At 48.8% G+C, this 18,903-nt stretch carries 16 protein-coding genes and 1 tRNA gene; all 17 read left to right on the top strand.

Features of this window, described 5'->3' with window-relative positions; translation table 11 throughout:
- Positions 1–142 precede the first annotated feature (142 nt).
- The 17 genes from MJ769_RS04165 (at position 143) to clpX (ending at position 18,801) form a co-directional block, all read left to right on the top strand.
- Positions 143–385 (top strand): HypC/HybG/HupF family hydrogenase formation chaperone, encoded by a 243-nt coding sequence (locus MJ769_RS04165; protein WP_239234566.1) that lies wholly within the window; start codon positions 143–145, stop codon positions 383–385.
- The gene (gene hypD / locus MJ769_RS04160) at positions 382–1,494 is read left to right on the top strand and encodes a hydrogenase formation protein HypD (protein WP_239234565.1); all 1,113 of its coding nucleotides are present in this window, start codon (positions 382–384) and stop codon (positions 1,492–1,494) included. The genes MJ769_RS04165 and hypD overlap by 4 nt, the downstream gene beginning before the upstream one ends.
- A complete protein-coding gene (hypE, locus tag MJ769_RS04155) occupies positions 1,494–2,543 on the top strand; it encodes a hydrogenase expression/formation protein HypE (protein ID WP_239234564.1) in 1,050 nt (349 codons plus the stop codon). The genes hypD and hypE overlap by 1 nt, the downstream gene beginning before the upstream one ends.
- Before the next feature lie 234 nt (positions 2,544–2,777).
- On the top strand, positions 2,778–3,152 hold the full coding sequence (gene sdhC, locus MJ769_RS04150) for a succinate dehydrogenase, cytochrome b556 subunit (protein WP_239234563.1): 375 nt from the start codon (positions 2,778–2,780) through the stop codon (positions 3,150–3,152).
- Positions 3,146–3,517, top strand: a complete 372-nt coding sequence (gene sdhD / locus MJ769_RS04145) for a succinate dehydrogenase, hydrophobic membrane anchor protein (RefSeq protein ID WP_239234562.1) — start codon at positions 3,146–3,148, stop codon at positions 3,515–3,517. The genes sdhC and sdhD overlap by 7 nt, the downstream gene beginning before the upstream one ends.
- Entirely contained in the window at positions 3,517–5,280 is a 1,764-nt protein-coding gene (sdhA, locus tag MJ769_RS04140) for a succinate dehydrogenase flavoprotein subunit (RefSeq protein WP_239234561.1), read from the top strand. Before sdhD ends, sdhA begins: the two co-directional genes overlap by 1 nt.
- Positions 5,281–5,295: 15 nt before the next feature.
- Positions 5,296–6,693 carry a DUF262 domain-containing protein gene (locus tag MJ769_RS04135; protein WP_239234560.1) on the top strand — a complete coding sequence of 466 codons (1,398 nt, stop codon included), beginning with the start codon at positions 5,296–5,298 and terminating at the stop codon, positions 6,691–6,693.
- 343 nt (positions 6,694–7,036) lie between these two features.
- Complete coding sequence (locus tag MJ769_RS04130) at positions 7,037–7,732, top strand: succinate dehydrogenase iron-sulfur subunit (RefSeq protein WP_239234559.1); 696 nt, start codon at positions 7,037–7,039, stop codon at positions 7,730–7,732.
- Entirely contained in the window at positions 7,729–7,965 is a 237-nt protein-coding gene (locus tag MJ769_RS04125) for an FAD assembly factor SdhE (RefSeq protein WP_239234558.1), read from the top strand. Before MJ769_RS04130 ends, MJ769_RS04125 begins: the two co-directional genes overlap by 4 nt.
- Before the next feature lie 63 nt (positions 7,966–8,028).
- A complete protein-coding gene (gene gltA, locus MJ769_RS04120) occupies positions 8,029–9,315 on the top strand; it encodes a citrate synthase (protein ID WP_239234557.1) in 1,287 nt (428 codons plus the stop codon).
- A 152-nt stretch (positions 9,316–9,467) separates the two neighbouring features.
- On the top strand, positions 9,468–12,344 hold the full coding sequence (locus MJ769_RS04115; protein WP_239234556.1) for a 2-oxoglutarate dehydrogenase E1 component: 2,877 nt from the start codon (positions 9,468–9,470) through the stop codon (positions 12,342–12,344).
- A complete protein-coding gene (odhB, locus tag MJ769_RS04110) occupies positions 12,334–13,494 on the top strand; it encodes a 2-oxoglutarate dehydrogenase complex dihydrolipoyllysine-residue succinyltransferase (protein WP_239234555.1) in 1,161 nt (386 codons plus the stop codon). Before MJ769_RS04115 ends, odhB begins: the two co-directional genes overlap by 11 nt.
- A 77-nt stretch (positions 13,495–13,571) precedes the next feature.
- On the top strand, positions 13,572–14,993 hold the full coding sequence (lpdA, locus tag MJ769_RS04105) for a dihydrolipoyl dehydrogenase (protein ID WP_239234554.1): 1,422 nt from the start codon (positions 13,572–13,574) through the stop codon (positions 14,991–14,993).
- A gap of 429 nt (positions 14,994–15,422) precedes the next feature.
- Positions 15,423–15,507: transfer RNA gene (locus MJ769_RS04100), tRNA-Leu, on the top strand.
- A gap of 38 nt (positions 15,508–15,545) precedes the next feature.
- On the top strand, positions 15,546–16,856 hold the full coding sequence (tig, locus tag MJ769_RS04095) for a trigger factor (protein ID WP_239234553.1): 1,311 nt from the start codon (positions 15,546–15,548) through the stop codon (positions 16,854–16,856).
- Positions 16,856–17,482 carry an ATP-dependent Clp endopeptidase proteolytic subunit ClpP gene (gene clpP / locus MJ769_RS04090; protein WP_256445680.1) on the top strand — a complete coding sequence of 209 codons (627 nt, stop codon included), beginning with the start codon at positions 16,856–16,858 and terminating at the stop codon, positions 17,480–17,482. The genes tig and clpP overlap by 1 nt, the downstream gene beginning before the upstream one ends.
- A gap of 62 nt (positions 17,483–17,544) precedes the next feature.
- Entirely contained in the window at positions 17,545–18,801 is a 1,257-nt protein-coding gene (clpX, locus tag MJ769_RS04085; protein WP_239234552.1) for an ATP-dependent Clp protease ATP-binding subunit ClpX, read from the top strand.
- The last annotated feature ends 102 nt before the right edge of the window (positions 18,802–18,903 follow it).

The following is an 18,903-nucleotide window of genomic DNA, read 5'->3' as shown; positions in this document are numbered from 1 at the left end:
ATTTTTTTCGAGTAACGCAGTATTGTGACGAAAATTGGATTTTTAGAGGTGCCCTCAAGCAGAATGCTGATTTTTTGTATTCAGTGATTATAGCTAGAAGCAGATTGAATAGCCTTTTTCGGATCAAACAAGGAATCTAAATATGTGTCTAGCCATTCCCGCCCGTATCGAACAATTAATCGCTGAAGACAGCGCTATCATTAATCTGGGCGGGATGCGCAAGGAGGTCTCGCTCGCGTTGGTGGAGAATATCGCGGTGGGTGATTATGTGATTGTGCATGTCGGCTATGCGCTGCAAAAGCTTGACCAGGAAGAAGCTGCACAAACGCTGGCATTGTTTGCCGAGATAAGCACTATGGATGACTTGCATGGTGGTGAAGCATGAAATATGTAGATGAATTTCGTGGCGGTGAATTGGGCATGAATATTGCCGCCAACATCGCCTTCGAAGCGACAGCTGCATCAGGGTATCGCCTGATGGAATTTTGCGGCGGCCATACCCACGCTCTGTCCCGTTATGGTATTGCGGACTTGCTGCCAGCCAGTGTGCGCATGATTCATGGCCCGGGTTGTCCGGTCTGCGTGCTGCCGATCGGTCGTGTGGATCAGGCAATTCGGCTGGCGCGTGAGCATGGCGTGATCTTGTGTACCTATGCTGACACCATGCGTGTGCCGTGCTCCGACAATCTTACCCTGATGCGCGCAAAGTCTGGCGGAGCGGACGTGCGCATGATCTACTCGACACAGGACGCGCTGAAGATCGCGTGCGATAACCCGAATCGACAGGTAGTATTTTTCGCCATCGGCTTTGAAACCACCACCCCGCCCACGGCTGTGGCGGTCAAACAGGCGGCAGCCGAAGGGCTGAAGAATTTCAGCGTCCTGTGCAACCACGTGTTGACTCCGGCGGCAATGCACGCGATTTTGTCTGTAAAGGGCGGAGTGGCACTGGACGGGTTCGTCGGCCCGGCGCATGTTTCCACCGTTATTGGCAGCAAGCCGTATGAAGTGTTCGCCGACGACTACGGCAAGCCGGTGGTGATCGCCGGATTTGAACCGCTCGATGTGATGCAGGCAATATTGATGTTAATACGGCAGATCAACGAGGGGCGTGCAACAGTAGAAAACGAATTTACACGTGCGGTGACACGCGAAGGTAATCTTAAGGCACAGGCATTGGTTGAAGAGGTGTTCGAGTTGCGTGAGGTGTTCGAGTGGCGAGGCCTGGGCAGTCTGCCCCACAGCGCCTTGAAACTGCGGCCTGCGTTCGCTGAATTCGACGCAGAGCTGAAATTCAGCATCGATTATGTGGCCGTGCGCGATCACAAGGCATGCGAGTGCGCGGCTATTCTGCGCGGCGAAAAGCGTCCGCAGGAATGCAAGATTTTCGGCACGGTGTGTACGCCGGACAACCCGATCGGTTCCTGCATGGTGTCATCGGAAGGCGCGTGTGCCGCGCATTACAGCTATGGGCGTTTTCGGGATGCTGCTTAATGAATATAGTTAAACCAAATTACTCGCGCCCGCTTGATTTTAAGCAGGGGCAGGTAGATATGGCGCATGGTTCCGGCGGTCGTGCCATGGCGCAATTGATTGCCGAGTTGTTTATTACCGGTTTTGATAATGCATATCTGGCACAGGGCAACGATGGTGCGTTGCTGCCGATAATTACCGAGCGACTGGTGATGTCTTGCGACGGCCATGTCGTGTCACCGTTGTTCTTCGCGGGCGGCGATATTGGCTGCTTGTCGGTGCATGGCACCATCAACGATGTCGCGATGATGGGAGCGAGACCGTTGTATCTGACGGCTTCCTTCATACTCGAAGAAGGCTTCCCTCTCGCCGATTTGAAACGCATCGTTTTGTCTATGGCGACTGCTGCAAGATTAGCGGGTGTACCCATCATCACGGGTGATACCAAGGTGGTGGAGCGAGGTAAGGGCGATGGGGTATTCATCACCACTACCGGAGTCGGCGTGGCACGCGAGGGCATCACTTTGTCCGGCGATCTTGCGCAGCCGGGCGACATAATCCTGTTGTCCGGCACGATAGGGGATCACGGCATGGCGGTGCTTTCGCAACGTGAAAACCTGACTTTTGATGCGCCCATCATGTCGGATACGGCGGCATTGCATGGGCTGGTCGCAGCCATGCTGGACAGCGAGGTGAGGTTGCGCGTGCTGCGCGACCCGACGCGCGGCGGGTTGGCGACGACACTCAATGAGATCGCCAAACAATCGGGCGTGGGTATGATGCTGCATGAATCCGCCATTGCGGTGAATCAGCCGGTTGAAGCTGCCTGTGAGTTTCTCGGGTTGGATCCGCTATATGTCGCTAACGAAGGCAAGCTGGTTGCTATTTGCGCGCCGGAGGATGCCGGGCGCTTGCTTGAAGTGATGCGCGCTCATCCGCTGGCTCGAGAGGCGGCCATCATCGGTGAGATCACAGAAGATGCCCATGGATTCGTGCAAATGACCACCAAGCTCGGCGGTCGTCGTATCGTTGATTGGCTGGCAGGTGAACAATTGCCGAGGATCTGTTGATTTTATTGATACCTATCCTGCAAACTTTGGCTCTTTGTAAAATAGAGCGGGTAACCAACTCTAAACCTTCGTTGCTCTGCGCCCAATTCAGGGCCGTGATGCAGCCATCTGCTCTATGCTTGGCTTTATATTTTCAAGTATCCATTTGTCGTTTGTATTTCTGATTTATGATTAATCATTCATCAGGTGTAAAATTATAGAAGTTGGTCTATTTACTCCACGTTGTGTCCGCCAATGAATAAAAATCGCCCTATACATCTTGATTTGCGCTTGATCAAATTGCCCTTGCCAGGCTTTATATCTATTCTGCATCGTATTAGCGGATTGTTGCTTTTTTTGACCTTGCCGCTATTTCTAAGGATGCTGCAGAACAGCCTGTTTTCTATCGAAACGTATACTCAGTTGGTCGCGGTACTGAAATATCCCTTAAGTAAATTAATTTTAATCAGCCTATTGTGGGCATTTTTACACCACCTTTGCGCTGGGATACGCTATCTCGCGATTGACATGCATATCGGCGTTGGGCTGAAGCAGGCACGTGTCAGTAGTAAGTGGGTGTTGTTTGTGAGTTTGGGTTTAACCTTGCTAATGGGGATATGGCTATGGTAGATCGTATCGTAACCGGCGCGCATTATGGATCGCGGGATTGGCTGGTGCAGCGAGTGACTGCGGTTCTGATGGTGGCTTATATTCTTTTTATTGTGGGTTATGTGGTGCTGAACTCCCGTTATGTAAGTAATTCCTGGGTCGGTCTCGATTACAACACCTGGACAGGGTTGTTTTCGAATTTGGTGATGCGCTCGTTCTCATTGTTATTTCTGTTTGCCGTTTTCTACCATGCATGGATTGGAGTGCGTGACATTGTTATGGATTATGTCAAGTCGGCAAGAATGCGTCTTGGTATTTATGTACTGGTGATAATGGCATTGTTGTTGTATTCGATTTGGGCAGTACAAATTTTGTGGGGAATGTAATGGCAGTGGCGAAACGCACATTTGACGTTGTAATCGTGGGGGCGGGTGGTTCAGGGATGCGCGCAGCTTTGGCATTGTCTGAGGCGGGCTTGAAGGTGGCGGTATTGTCCAAAGTTTTTCCCACTCGCTCGCATACCGTAGCGGCACAAGGCGGTATTGCTGCATCATTAGGTAATATCAGCGAGGACAATTGGCATTGGCATATGTACGACACGGTGAAAGGTTCAGATTATCTTGGTGATCAAGATGCCATTGAATTCATGTGTCGCGCCGCGCCGGAAGTGGTGTACGAACTGGAACACTTCGGCATGCCATTTGATCGCTTGGAGAATGGCACAATTTATCAGCGCTCATTCGGCGGCCATATGCAAGACTATGGCAAGAGCCCGGTGCAGCGCGCCTGTGCCGCTGCTGATCGCACTGGGCATGCCTTGTTGCATACGTTGTATCAAAAAAACATGCAGTCTAATACCATTTTTTTCGTGGAATGGATGGCTTTGGATTTGATTCGCGACGAGGACGGCGATGTGCTTGGCGTGGTGGCAATGGAAATTGAAACCAGTGAAGTGATGGTTTTACAGGCGCGCGCCACGCTGTTTGCTACCGGGGGTGCAGCGCGCATTTTTCAAGCGAGCACTAATGCTTATATTAATACCGGCGACGGTCTGGGTATGGCTGCTCGTGCCGGTATTCCACTGGAGGATATGGAGTTTTTTCAATTTCATCCCACGGGTGTGTATGGCGCGGGCGTGCTGATTTCAGAAGGTGTACGAGGCGAGGGAGGGTATCTCCTTAACAAGGACGGTGAGCGCTTTATGTTGCGCTATGCGCCTAATGCTCAAGATCTCGCCAGCCGCGACGTAGTATCACGCGCCATTGCCACTGAGATTAAAGAAGGGCGCGGTTGCGGTAAACATGGCGACCATGTCTTATTGAAGGTTGACCACATTGGTGATGCTGTCATCCGTCAGCGTTTGCCCGGTATTCGTGATATTTCCCTAAAATTCGCGCATGTTGACCCGGCACAGGATCCCATTCCGGTGGTGCCCACCGCACATTATATGATGGGCGGTATTCCTACTAATTATCATGGCCAAGTGGTCGCCCCTTACAAAACCGGGCCGGAAGAAGTGGTGCAGGGGTTTTATGCGGTGGGTGAGTGCGCTTGTGTATCAGTGCATGGCGCTAACCGGCTGGGCTGTAATTCTTTGCTTGATTTGCTGGTGTTCGGGCGTGAAGTGGCGCGGCAGATAATTGAGGACTTGCAACGTAACCCTCATCCAAAACCATTGCCACACGATGCCGCTGAGCGTCCGCTGGCGCGTCTTGCAAGGTTGAAATCACAAAAAAATGGTGAGAGTGTGGCCGAAGTGGGGGTAGAGATGCGGCGCGTGATGCAAAATCATTGCGGTGTATTCCGGTTTCCTGACCTGCTGGCTCAAGGCGTGGAAAAGATTCGCACAGTGGCAGAGCGTGTTAAAAATACCATGATTAATGATCAGAGCAAGGTGTTTAATACTGCCTGCGTGGAGGCATTGGAACTCGACAATCTTATCGAAGTAGCGCAAGCAACCATGGTTTCCGCAGCAGCGAGGCAAGAAAGCCGTGGCGGTCATGCGCGCGATGACTACCCGGAACGCGACGACGACCACTGGTTGAAGCATTCGCTATATTTTAGTCAAGGGCAAAAGCTGGATTACAAGCCGGTTCGACTGAAACCGTTGACTGTGGAGTCGTTTCCGCTTAAGGCGCGGGTGTACTAATCGGGAGATAGAAGCGTGTCGGCAACCAGTTTTAAAACTGAAAATAATACTTTTCGCAAGCTGATCAGTCATGGTTTGAGTTACCGTGTACCTCATTTTCATCCGGACTATAGTTGGACGGAAAATGAATGGGAAGATTTGTGGGCAGATATTATGGGGGTTGTTCAAGCCGACGGCGGGGCAGACCACTATATGGGCTACCTCGTGTTGCAATCAACAGATAATAAGATATTTGACGTGATTGAAGGGCAGCAGCGCTTGACGACCCTGATGCTAATCATTTTAGCGGCACTCAAGAATTTGACGCGATTGATTGCAGAGAATAATAACCCAGAAAATAATAAGCAACGAATGGATCAAATTCGTCAAACCTACATTGCTTGTCTTGATCCTGTAACGTTAAAGACGCGAACCAAGCTCACACTCAATCGTAATAACGATGTTTATTTTCAAAATTACTTGATCACGCTGAATCATTTATCTCAGACTGGTAGTAAGGAATCTGAGCTCAGATTGAACAAAGCATTTGAATGGTTTGCGATCAAAATGAGTGCGTATACTAAAATTGCTGGCGGGGATGAAGGCGTAACGTTGGCAAGTCTGGTTGAATCAATCAGTGACAGGTTATTTTTTACTGTTATCAGTGTTGCTGATGAGCTCAATACCTATAAAGTATTTGAAACGCTCAATGTACGGGGCATACGTTTATCCTCAACAGATTTGCTTAAAAACCATCTTTTTTCTGTCCTGTATGGCGATAAAAATCATCTGCATGAAATGAAAGTGCTGGAAGACCGCTGGGAAGCAATGGTTACCAGTTTGGGCAGTGAAAACTTCCCCGATTTTTTGCTGGTGTACTGGATTAGCCGCCATGCTTTTGTCATGCAGTCCGAACTTTTTAGAACTATGCGCTCCAATGTTACGAGTCGAGAGGAAGTTTTCGAACTGCTGCAGGGTATGGAAGAGGATATGAATACCTATCTGGCACTGACCCAGGTGGAGTCATCACAATGGCCTGTTGATCTCAAGGAGTATATTCGGGACTTGCACTGGCTCAGAGTGCGCCAGCCTTTTCCATTGCTTCTAGCAGCTCACCGTATGCTATCTGCCAGTGACTTTGAGCGTGTGCTACGGAATTGCATTGCGATTTCATTTCGTTATATCGTAATTGGCAGCCAGCCGACGAACCAACAAGAAAGTATTTATTATTCAGTGGCACAAAAAATTTCAAGCGGCGATATGAGCAATGCGGCAGCTGTGGTGGAGGCGATGCAATTTGTTTACCCTAGTGATGATGAATTTCGTAGCGCATTTTCTGATAAAAAAATTAGTGCTACTACGTCCCGCTGTGTCAGTTGGAAAAACAGATACCAGGAAATGGTTACGATTTTGAAAGTGCTGGCCTTAACGTAAAGCGTTCTCTGTCATTGAATCAAACAATCAAAGGTAGGTAACCCTGTCGGGCTGGCTACATTATTGGAACTCGATCTACCTCGTCTAAGTTGAGTAAGCCGCCATGATTTCCACCGTTGCGCAAAAGTAAGGTTTAGCAGTTACATGCAAGACGACTGTCTGCAACGCGGTCAGTGATTGAAGCATGCAATGTAATTCAACAACAAATAAAGCTTGCCGGCATCGCTATGAAACAAGTTCAATATTAGGCAGTGAACTTGTAATTATCTTGAAGCGAGTGGTAATCAAGATGCGGGGATGGCGTAGGCAGATGTCTCGAAGTGATTAGCAGAGGAGTGAAACCATGCAATTCAAAATTTACCGGTACAACCCCGAAACCGACGAGCAGCCTTATATGCGCAATTATGAGCTGGATATAGAAGCGGGCGATATGATGTTGCTGGATGCCCTGCTTCTTATCAGGGAGCAGGACGACAGTTTGAGTTTGCGTAAATCTTGTCGTGAAGGCGTGTGCGGCTCGGATGCGATGAGCATTAATGGGCGCAATGGCTTGGCTTGTATCACGCAGCTGTCCAGTTTAAAACAACCAATTGAATTGCGCCCGTTACCCGGCCTGCCAGTGATACGTGACCTGATCGTGGATATGACGCAGTTTTTCAAGCAGTACCATTCGATCAAGCCTTATTTGGTAAATAACGATCCGCCTCCGGAAACAGAGCGCTTACAGTCGCCAGCGCAGCGCGCCGAATTGGATGGTTTGTATGAATGCATTTTGTGCGCCTGTTGCACTACGGCTTGCCCGTCTTTTTGGTGGAATCCGGATAAATTTGTAGGTCCTGCCGGTTTACTGCAAGCCTATCGTTTTATCGTTGATAGCCGTGATCAGGCGACGAGCGAACGACTGGATAATCTGGAAGATCCGTACCGATTGTTTCGATGCCACACTATTATGAATTGTGTGGATGTATGCCCCAAAGGCTTGAATCCCACCGCTGCCATCGGAAAAATTAAAGCTCTTATGGTGAAGCGTACGGTATGAAAGAGCTGGAACGAGTACGCTGGCGCTGTCGACGCGGTCTGTTGGAGCTTGACATAGTGCTGGGTCGATTTATCGAGCAACATTATGCAAGTTTGAGTAAGGCGCAGCAGGCCGAATTTGATGAGTTGCTGGATATGCCCGACCCGACACTCTGGGATATGATTGCCAACACGCAGCTTCCGCCGCTGCAGAGTGAACGGAGTGAAGTGCTGAAATTACTTCAGGCAGTTTGATGTACCCTTGAGCTTTGGTAGCGTGATTTGCTGCTACATAAAGATGTAAAAACAGGAGGTGAAATGAAAGAAAATCGCGTTGCAACACTGATGATGGATGATGGCCGCAGTATTGAGTTGCCAATAATGTCTGGCACTATGGGGTCTGATGTGATCGACATTCGTGGATTGGGTACGCTCGGCATGTTTACTTACGATCCAGCTTTCGTTTCCACCGCCAGCTGCTCTTCCAGTATCACATTTATTGATGGCGAGGCCGGGTTGCTATATTACCGCGGTTATCCCATTGAACAGTTGGCGGAAAAATCGGATTTTCTTGAAGTGTGCTTCTTGCTGCTGCACGGTGAGTTACCGAATGCGAAACAGAAAAGTGAGTTCAGTGGAAAGGTAATGAAGCACACCATGGTGCATGATCAGCTTGCCCGTTTTTTTAACGGATTCCGCCGCGACGCTCATCCGATGGCGGTAATGGTTGGGGTGGTAGGCGCGCTGTCGGCTTTTTATCATGATTCGCTTGATATTAATAGTCCGGAAAATCGCGAAATCTCGGCGTTACGCTTGCTGTCCAAGGTGCCGACCATCGCCGCAATGACCTACAAGTACTACACCGGCTTTCCATTTATGTTTCCGAAGAACGAATTCAGCTACGTGGAAAACTTCATGTACATGATGTTCGCGACCCCGGCAGAAGACTATGTGCCGAATCAGAAGTTGGTGCGTGCACTGGAGCGCATTTTTATTCTGCACGCTGATCACGAACAGAACGCTTCGACTTCGACTGTACGACTGGCAGGTTCCAGTGGAGCCAATCCATTCGCTTGTGTGTCCTCCGGCATTGCAGCGCTGTGGGGACCAGCGCACGGCGGAGCGAATGAGGCAGTGTTGAAGATGCTGGAAGAGATAGGTGATGTGTCACGAGTGGCGGATTTCATGGACGGTGTGAAAGACAAAAAATTCCGTCTGATGGGCTTTGGTCATCGGGTATACAAAAACATGGATCCGCGCGCAAAAGTGATGCGTGCTACCTGCTATGAGGTGCTTGAAGAGTTGAAGCTGGAGAAGGATCCTCTATTTTTAATGGCGCTGGAGCTAGAGCAGATTGCATTGAGGGACGAATACTTCATAGAGCGCAAGCTGTACCCCAACGTTGATTTTTATTCTGGAATTGTGCTGCGCGCGTTGGGCATCCCTAGCAATATGTTCACAGTAATTTTTGCTGTGGCACGCACTATAGGTTGGGTGTCGCAGTGGAATGAAATGATTTCCGATAGCGAGCGTAAAATCGCTCGTCCCCGTCAGTTGTATAAGGGTGCGACGCAGCGCAATTTTGTACCGCTTGCCAATCGCTAACGCCGAATCTAACAAATGTACACATGGAGAAAATAGAGATTGGAGGAGCTTCATGTGCTTGGGCGCCATATCGTATGAGGATAGGTGACACTACCAAAGTGTACATAGACATAGCGACATAAACAGATAGGTAATAATACATGACGTCGGTAATGCAAACCATGCTGGGCAACTCTATGCTGTTCGGGGCCAATGCGCCGTATATCGAAGAGCAATATGAGGCATATTTGACCAACCCCGATTTAATTTCGGATGGTTGGCGTGCCTATTTTGACGCCCTGCAAAATATGCCGAATGCGGTGTTGCAAGACTTTCCACATAGCCCAGTAGTGCGTGCTTTTGCGGCCTTGCCGTTAACGGGCGTACAAAGCGTAAATCAAGATGCTGATATGGCGCGCAAACAGGTGGCAGTGCTGCAACTGATTAATGCCCATCGTTTCCTCGGCGTGCATAGCGCTCGCCTCGATCCGCTAAATAGACATCTTAAACCTGAGGTGCCCGAATTGGATCCGGTCTTTCACGGTCTCAGTGAAGCTGACATGGATACTACTTTCGAGACAGGCTCTCTTGTAGGGTCGCCACGCATGATGCTGCGGGAAATTCTGCAGCTGGTGCGGCAAACTTATTGCGGCAGCATAGGTGTGGAGTATATGTACATCAATGATGTTGAGCAGAAACGCTGGATCCAAAATCGCCTGGAGAGCATGCGCAGTCAGCAAAATTTCAGCGCTGAGACGCAGTATCGTATCCTGGATCGGCTGACTGCAGCAGAGACGTTGGAGCGTTATCTGCATACCAAGTTTGTAGGCCAGAAGCGATTTTCGTTGGAGGGCGGTGAATCGCTCATTCCGATGCTCGAACATATATTACAACGTGCAGGTACGCAGGGAGTGCGCGAAACCGTTATTGGCATGGCGCACCGAGGCCGCTTGAATGTGGCAGTGAATACACTAGGCAAGCTTCCGAGTGATTTATTCGCTGAATTTGAAGGTAAGCACCGTGAACAGCTGACTTCCGGAGATGTGAAATATCACCAGGGTTTTTCCTCGGATATTTCTACGCCGGGCGGAGTGATGCACTTGGCTTTAGCATTTAATCCCTCGCACCTGGAAATCGTTAATCCAGTGGTGGAAGGCTCGGTGCGCGCACGCCAGCATCGTCGCGGTGACAAGGAAGGACGCGAGGTGCTGCCTGTATTGTTGCATGGCGATGCAGCTTTCGCTGGACAAGGCGTGATCATGGAAACGTTCAGCTTATCCCAAACGCGCGGTTATTACACAGGCGGTACAGTTCACATCATTATTAACAACCAGATCGGTTTTACAACTTCGAATATACATGATGCCCGATCTTCTTTGCACTGTACCGATGTGGCAAAGATGATAGAAGCTCCGATTTTCCATGTAAATGGAGATGATCCCGAAGCGGTGTTGCTAATTGCCGAAATTGCACTGGATTACCGCATGACCTTCAAAAGGGATGTAGTGATTGATATGGTGTGTTTCCGCAAGCTGGGCCATAACGAGCAGGATGAACCGCTGGTCACGCAGCCATTCATGTACCGATATGTTAACCAGCATCCGGGCACACGTGCGTTGTATGCTAATCGCTTGCTAGAACAAAACGTGATAACTGAAGAGGAGCCGGAGGCGATGATCGCGGCCTATCGCCGCTCGATGGATGAGGGCATCAATCCGATCCAGCCAGTATTGAATGATTTTAATAAGGAATACGCTGTAAATTGGGCTAAATTTAGAGATGGTGTGACTTGGGACGTAGCAGTGAATACTGCCGTACCGCAAGAACAGTTGCAGAAATTGGCTCAACGGCTGACAGATGTGCCGACGGATTTCAAGCTTCATTCGCGCGTGGAAAAAATTATCACTGACCGCCGTGCCATGGGGAATGGTGAATTGGCTTTGGATTGGGGTATGGCAGAAAATCTGGCCTATGCCAGCTTGGTAGTTGAAGGTGTTCCAGTTCGTTTGTCTGGAGAGGACAGCGCGCGTGGCACCTTTTTCCATCGTCATGCCGTACTGCATGACCAAAACCGCTTACAGTGGGACAAGGGCTATCACATTCCATTGCAAAATATTGCGCCGGATCAGGCTGATTTCATCGTGATTGATTCCATTCTTTCTGAAGAGGCGGTGCTGGCATTTGAATATGGTTATGCTAGCGCTGAACCTAATTCGCTGGTTATATGGGAAGGACAGTTCGGCGATTTCGCTAATGGTGCACAGGTGGTAATCGATCAATTTATATCATCGGGGGAGGCCAAGTGGGGACGCATGTGCGGGCTGGTGATGTTTTTGCCCCATGGCTACGAAGGACAGGGTCCGGAGCATTCTTCCGGGCGTATTGAGCGCTATTTACAGCTGTGCGCAGATTACAATATTCAAGTGTGTATCCCTTCCACTCCAGCTCAGATGTTCCATTTGCTGCGCCGCCAGATGTTGCGTCCAATACGCAAGCCGCTTATTGTTTTTACGCCCAAAAGTATGTTGCGCAGCAAGGATGCATCTTCGCCACTGAATGAGTTGGCTCAAGGAATATTTCAGCCAGTGATTGGAGAAGTGGATACGCTGGAAGCTGCCAAGGTGCGGCGTATCATAGTATGCAGCGGGAAAATTTATTATGAGCTGAAGGCCGCGCGACGCGAACGCGGTATTCAAGATATCTCGCCGCAGTCTTTGCCTCCGGAAGAGGTTGCGATTATCAGGCTGGAACAACTTTATCCTTTTCCGCATGATGCTTTCGAGGCACAGATTGCCAGTTATCCAAATGCGACGGAATTGCTGTGGTGTCAAGAAGAGCCGGGCAACCAGGGCGCGTGGCATCGCATACAGCACTATTTGCTGCGCCATCTGCGGGATGGTATGAGGCTTGCGTATGCGTTGCGATCTTCCTCGGCATCGCCCGCAGCGGGCTATTTAGCAGTGCATAATGAACAACAAAAGGCAGTGATAGACGCTGCTTTCCGCAGCGATCTCGACATTAAACCAGGAGCAAGACACCATGCAAGTTGAAGTGAAAGTGCCGCAGCTTTCCGAATCGGTTTCCGAAGCCACTTTGGTAGCTTGGCACAAGCAGCCTGGTGAAGCTGTGGCTGAAGGTGAGAGTCTGATAGACATTGAGACCGATAAAGTTATTTTAGAGTTGCCCGCGATCAAATCTGGTGTACTGACCAAAATTCTCAAGCAAAATGGTGACAAGGTGACCAGCAATGAGGTGATTGCCCTGCTGGATACCGAAGCAAAACCTGATGTGAGCAGCGCCGTTCAACCAGATGTGATAGCCAAGGAGCAAGCTGCAGTTATGCCTGCGGCACAGAAAATTGCGGCAGAAAATAAAGTTGATACAACTGCGATTAAAGGTAGCGGACGTGGCGGACGCGTCATCAAGGAAGATGTGTTGAATGCGGTGCAGGAAAAAGCAGCGGTGCCGGTAAGCGCAGTTCCGCAACCCATAGCAGGCGGGCGTGTGGAACAGCGCGTGCCTATGACTCGCATCCGTCAACGCATTGCCGAACGTTTGCTGCAATCGCAACAGAATGCTGCAATTCTCACTACTTTTAACGAAGTGAATATGTTGCCAGTGATTGAGTTGCGCAATCACTATAAAGACGCTTTTGAAAAGAAGCATGGCGTAAAACTCGGTTTTATGTCATTTTTCATCAAGGCCACGATACTTGCATTGCATAAATTCCCAATGGTGAATGCGTCGGTGGATGGCACGGATATCATTTATCACGGCTATTACGACATCGGCGTGGCAATCGGTAGCGAGCGCGGTTTGGTGGTACCTATTATCCGTGATGCTGACAAACTTTCGCTAGCCGATATCGAACGACAAATCATTGACTTCGGTACGCGTGCCAAAGACGGTAAAATTGCGCTGGAAGAGTTGACTGGCGGTACCTTCTCTATCTCCAACGGCGGTGTTTTCGGCTCCATGCTTTCTACCCCTATTATTAATCCGCCGCAGAGTGCAATCCTTGGTATTCATGCGACCAAAGACAGACCAGTGGCTGAAAATGGTCAAGTTGTCATTCGTCCGATGAACTACCTCGCGCTGTCTTACGACCACCGCATTGTCGATGGGCGTGATGCCGTATTATTTCTCGCCACTATTAAAGAAGCGTTGGAATATCCTGGGCGAGTGTTGCTGGATTTGTAGGTACGACTTTGTCGTTCCAAACTGGAAGGAAATGAAATATTTCTTACGAGTTCAGATATTAATATAAGGATTTCAATATGTCGAAATCATTTGATGTTGTCGTTATCGGTGCTGGCCCCGGAGGTTATGTGGCGGCGATACGTTGTGCTCAATTAGGGCTAAATACAGTCTGTATCGACGATTGGAAAGACGCGCAAGGTAAGTCCAGTCTAGGTGGGACCTGTCTTAATGTGGGTTGTATTCCATCCAAAGCATTGTTGGAATCATCAGAAAACTTCGAGCGCGTGACGCATGATTTCGCTACGCACGGCATACAAGCTGACAATGCGAGCATGGATGTTCTGAAAATGGTGGCGCGCAAGAACAAGATCGTGTCCGATTTTACATTAGGCATTCGTCAGTTATTCAAGAAGAATAAAGTGGACTCGTTACACGGCAGAGCTCAACTTCTCGGTCGGGATGGCGATGTCTGGCGTGTTGGAATTACGGATGGAGAAGAGGTGAGGGCAAAGCATATTATTGTTGCTACTGGCTCGACGTCGCGCATTTTGCAGCAAGCCCCGCTAGATGGGTTGCAGGTTGTGGACAATGAAGGTGCTTTGAGTTTTAGCGAAACGCCCAAGCGCCTCGCGATCATTGGTGCGGGGGTGATTGGGCTGGAACTTGGCAGTGTGTGGCGCAGGTTGGGGGCCGAAGTGACACTACTGGAAGCCGCGCACGTATTTCTTCCTGCCGCTGATGAGCAAGTGGCGAAAGAAGCGTTACGCGCTTTTACCAAACAAAAGCTGATTATCCACTTGGGTGCACAGATTGATGGCGTCACTCAGGCTGCTGAGGTTGTAAAAATTAATTGGCGCGATATACATGGAGTCACGCAAGAATTAGTTGCAGACAAGCTGATTGTTGCGGTAGGGCGTGTTCCCAATACGCAAGGCCTGGGCGCAGAAGCGGTCGGTCTCAAATTGGACGCTGCAGGGCGAATTGAAGTGGATGAACAGTGCCGTACCAGCCTGTCGCATGTGTATGCGGTGGGTGATGTGGTGCGCGGTCCGATGCTTGCGCACAAGGCATCGGACGAGGGTGTGATGGTGGCAGAATTGATTGGCGGGCAGATGGGGCACTGCGATTTGAATTTGGTGCCGAATGTGATGTATACAGCTCCAGAAATCGCTTGGGTGGGTAAGACTGAACAGCAGCTTAAGGCAGCGGGTGCTGCTTATAAAACTGGGCAGTTTCCCTTTCTTGCTAATGGACGCGCCCGTGCCTTGGGTGACACGGCTGGGTTTATTAAAATCATGGCTGATGTAAATACAGATCGTATTCTTGGCGTGCATATTGTAGGCCCGATGGCATCTGAGCTGATTCAGCAGGCAGTGTTGGCGATGGCCTTTTCGGCCAGTAGCGAAGATTTGGGGCGCGTCATTCATGCACATCCATCCTTGGCCGAAGTGATGCACGAAGCGGCTTTGGCGGTGGATAAGCGCGCAATCCATATATGATTCGAATGTTTTAAGCTTATCGAATTCAACAAGAACGATTACATAGTTAGCGGGTTAGTCGGAGTGAAGCTACATACCGCTTGTCTTCTTTAGTTTTGAACAGGTAAGTATTCCGTCCGGAGTGATCATATCCTCGTCAAAAACTGACCACAGTTTAGAGCTCGTAAGTTGATGCGAGACAACAATGAGCGATTTATAGAGAGAGGCGAAGTCATGAGTTAAGATCGTTCAGGGGAATGAATTGCATATAGTGTATCTGGATCTTGATTGCATAAAACTTCGCGTTATCGTAATTGCTTGAAGTATTTCAGAAGAAGTGGCATGACCCATCATAAGGTCTCGCAATCTTGACGGGATGCTAATATTTCCCATCTTCGCTTACAGCCTTCATACTTTTCATATGTTACAATGGCTCTGTTGTTGGAATGGGCGAAAGTGGCGGAATTGGTAGACGCACTGGATTTAGGTTCCAGCGCCGCAAGGCGTGAGAGTTCGAGTCTCTCCTTTCGCACCAACTGAAGAATTTACTTATTAATATTAAGGAAAGCTAGCATGTCGAGTGTAGAAATCATGAGCGGGTTGGAGCGCCGCCTTAATGCATCCATCCCTATGCAACTGGTTAGCAGCGAAATGGAAGCGCGCTTGAAGAAAATGGCACGTACCGCTGAGGTACCTGGTTTCAGGCCAGGCAAGGTGCCGTTCAAGATTCTGGAGCAAAAGCATGGTGCGCAAATACAGCAGGAAGTTCTGCGAGATGCTTTACGGCAATCCTTTGTCAAAGAAGTGGAGGATAACAAGTTAAAAGTGGTTGGTTATCCTGCTTTTGAAATTAAGACTACCGACCCAGATGCTGTGTGGATTGAATATAGTGCGACTTTTGAGGTTTATCCTGAAGTTGTGTTAGGTGATATTAGCGCTGAAAGCATGGAGCAAGTGAACTACACTTTGAGTGATGCCGATGTGGATACTACGATTGTTACGCTGCTTACGCAACATGCAACATTCGAAGTGGCAGACCGTGCGGCTCGAGATGGAGATAGGGTGCATATTGATTTCAGTGGCTTGCTGGAAGGAAAAATATTTGAAGGGGGTGAGGCTAGAAATTTGGCTGTACTGTTGGGTGTTGGTAGTTTGTTGCCGGATTTTGAAAGTGCCATTATTGGCATGAAGGCTGGTGAAACGAAAACGTTCGATATGACTTTTCCGCCGGACTATAAGGCAGAAAGAGTGGCTGGTAAGGCAGTGACGTTTACTATTACCTTGCACAAGGTTGAAGATCAAATCTTGCCAGAAATTGACGATAAATTTGCCAAGTTGCTCGGTATAGAGGATGGCGATGTGAATAAGCTACGGGCTGAAGTTCAAAATAATCTAGAGCGGGAAGTCAAGCGTCGCATAATGTTACTTAACAAAGATAGTGCAATGGCTACCTTGCTGAAAGTAACTGAACTGGAGATACCCAAGGCGCTGCTGGATGCTGAAGCGCAGGGTTTGATGCAGCAAACTATGCGCGATATGAAAAAGCGCGGAATGGAAATGCCGAAGGGAGAGGAGTCGTTGCCTCTTGAGCTGTTTACTGAACGTGCGCAAAAGCGTGTCAAGTTGAGTCTGATAATGACGGAGCTGGTTGATAAGTATGATTTGCACGCTAAACCTGAGCAGGTTAAGGAGTTGGTTGAGGATTATGCACAAAGTTATGATAATCCAGAAGAAGTGGTGCAGTGGCACTATAGCGACCCAGCACGCTTGCAAGATGCGGAGAATTTGGTGTTAGAGGATAACGTTGTGGTATGGGTGACGGAGGCTGTCAAGGTGACAGAGAGAGTGGTGGACTTTAAAGAGTTGATGGAGAATGCTGCGTGATATATAGCGAAGAACTCCTAAATAAAGAGGATCCGCAAAACATCGGCATGATTCCGATGGTGATAGAAACCAGCGGGCGTGGGGAGCGTGCATACGACATTTATTCACGTCTGCTCAAGGAGCGTGTTATATTTTTGGTTGGCAATATCAATGATATGAGCGCAAATTTGGTGGTAGCGCAGTTGCTGTTTCTTGAGTCGGAAAATCCAGATAAGGAGATTCACCTCTATATCAATTCGCCTGGAGGCTCAATTTCTGCAGGCATGGCAATTTATGACACTATGCAATTCATAAAGCCGGAAGTTTCTACATTGTGCATCGGCATGGCAGCATCTATGGGTGCTTTTTTGTTGCAGGCCGGAGCAAAGGGTAAGCGCTTTATGCTGCCTAATTCTTCGGTGATGATCCATCAGCCTTTGGGAGGGTTTCAGGGGCAGGCGACGGATATTGAAATACACGCCAGATATATTTTGAGCCTGCGTGAACGCCTTTATGACCTGATGGCTCAACATACCGGTCGCAATGTCGAGGAAATTGCCCGTGATAGCGAGCGAGATAAATTCCTAACTGCGACTGAAGCTGTCGATTATGGCTTGGTAGATAGGGTTCTGGATAAGCGTGTTTAAACAACTGCTAGGAATAATCGATACATATTAAATGTAATCGATAAACAAAACAGGGGGTATGAATGGTGCTGGATAAAGGCAAGGGTGACAAGCTATTGTACTGCTCATTTTGCGGTAAGAGCCAGCATGAGGTTCGCAAACTGATTGCGGGGCCATCTGTATTCGTATGCGACGAATGTGTCGAGCTTTGCAATGACATTATTCGTGAAGAAATTAATAGTACTGTGTCCGGTAAGACGGACAAAGCTGATCTGCTTGTGCCGCATGATATTCGTGCGCGTCTAGATGAATATGTAATCGGTCAGGAACATGCCAAGAAAATATTGTCTGTGGCAGTATACAACCATTATAAACGTTTAAAAAACACAGACAAGGATGGGGTGGAGCTGGCTAAGAGCAATATCTTACTACTTGGCCCGACTGGCTCTGGGAAGACTTTATTGGCGCAAACCTTGGCGCGGCTACTTGACGTACCGTTTGTGATGGCCGACGCTACTACACTCACCGAAGCGGGGTATGTTGGGGAAGATGTCGAAAATATTATTCTGAAGTTATTGCAAGCGTGTGACTATGACGTGGAGCGCGCGCAGCGCGGCATCATTTATATAGACGAAATTGATAAGATTTCTCGCAAATCAGACAACCCTTCTATCACTCGTGACGTATCCGGTGAAGGGGTGCAGCAGGCGTTACTTAAGTTGATTGAGGGAACCAAGGCGTCTGTGCCGCCACAGGGTGGCCGCAAACATCCAAATACAGAATTCTTGCAGGTTGATACAACCAATATCCTTTTTATATGTGGTGGAGCGTTCGATGGCATGGAGAAGGTCATACTCAATCGCTCAGAGAAGGCTGGTATTGGTTTTGGTGCAAAACTTACCAATCGTGGCGATAAGAAGAGTGTGGGCACAGTGCTACGTAATTTGGAGCCAGAAGATTTGATAAAGTTTGGTTTGATCCCTGAATTTGTTGGACGTCTTCCAGTAGTTGCCACACTGGAGGAGTTGGATGAAGCGGCACTCATCCAAATTCTGACCGAACCAAAAAATGCCCTAGTCAAACAATATAATAAATTGTTTGCGATGGAAGGTGTGAACATAGAATTTCACGAAGGTGTGTTGCAGGCAATCGCCAAAAAAGCGCTGGAACGTAAGACGGGCGCTCGAGGGTTGCGCTCGATTCTGGAGAATTCTTTGCTTGATATTATGTATGATCTGCCTTCAATGGACAATGTCAGCAAGGTAGTATTGGATGTAAGCAGCACAAATGGCGAAATTAAACCGATTGTTATACACACGGATACATCCAGGGCAGCATAGTTATTTTTATAGTGGCATCCTATGAGTTGATGCGCGGCGATTTGTATCGTGACTTGAATTTTTTCGCTGCGCCCCCATCTAATTGTCGAGTTAATCCACAAA

The organism is Candidatus Nitrotoga sp. BS, from assembly GCF_927797785.1.
Classification (GTDB): Bacteria; Pseudomonadota; Gammaproteobacteria; order Burkholderiales; family Gallionellaceae; genus Nitrotoga.
Note: the sequence above shows the minus strand (reverse complement) of the source record. Positions and strands in the feature narration are given on the sequence as shown.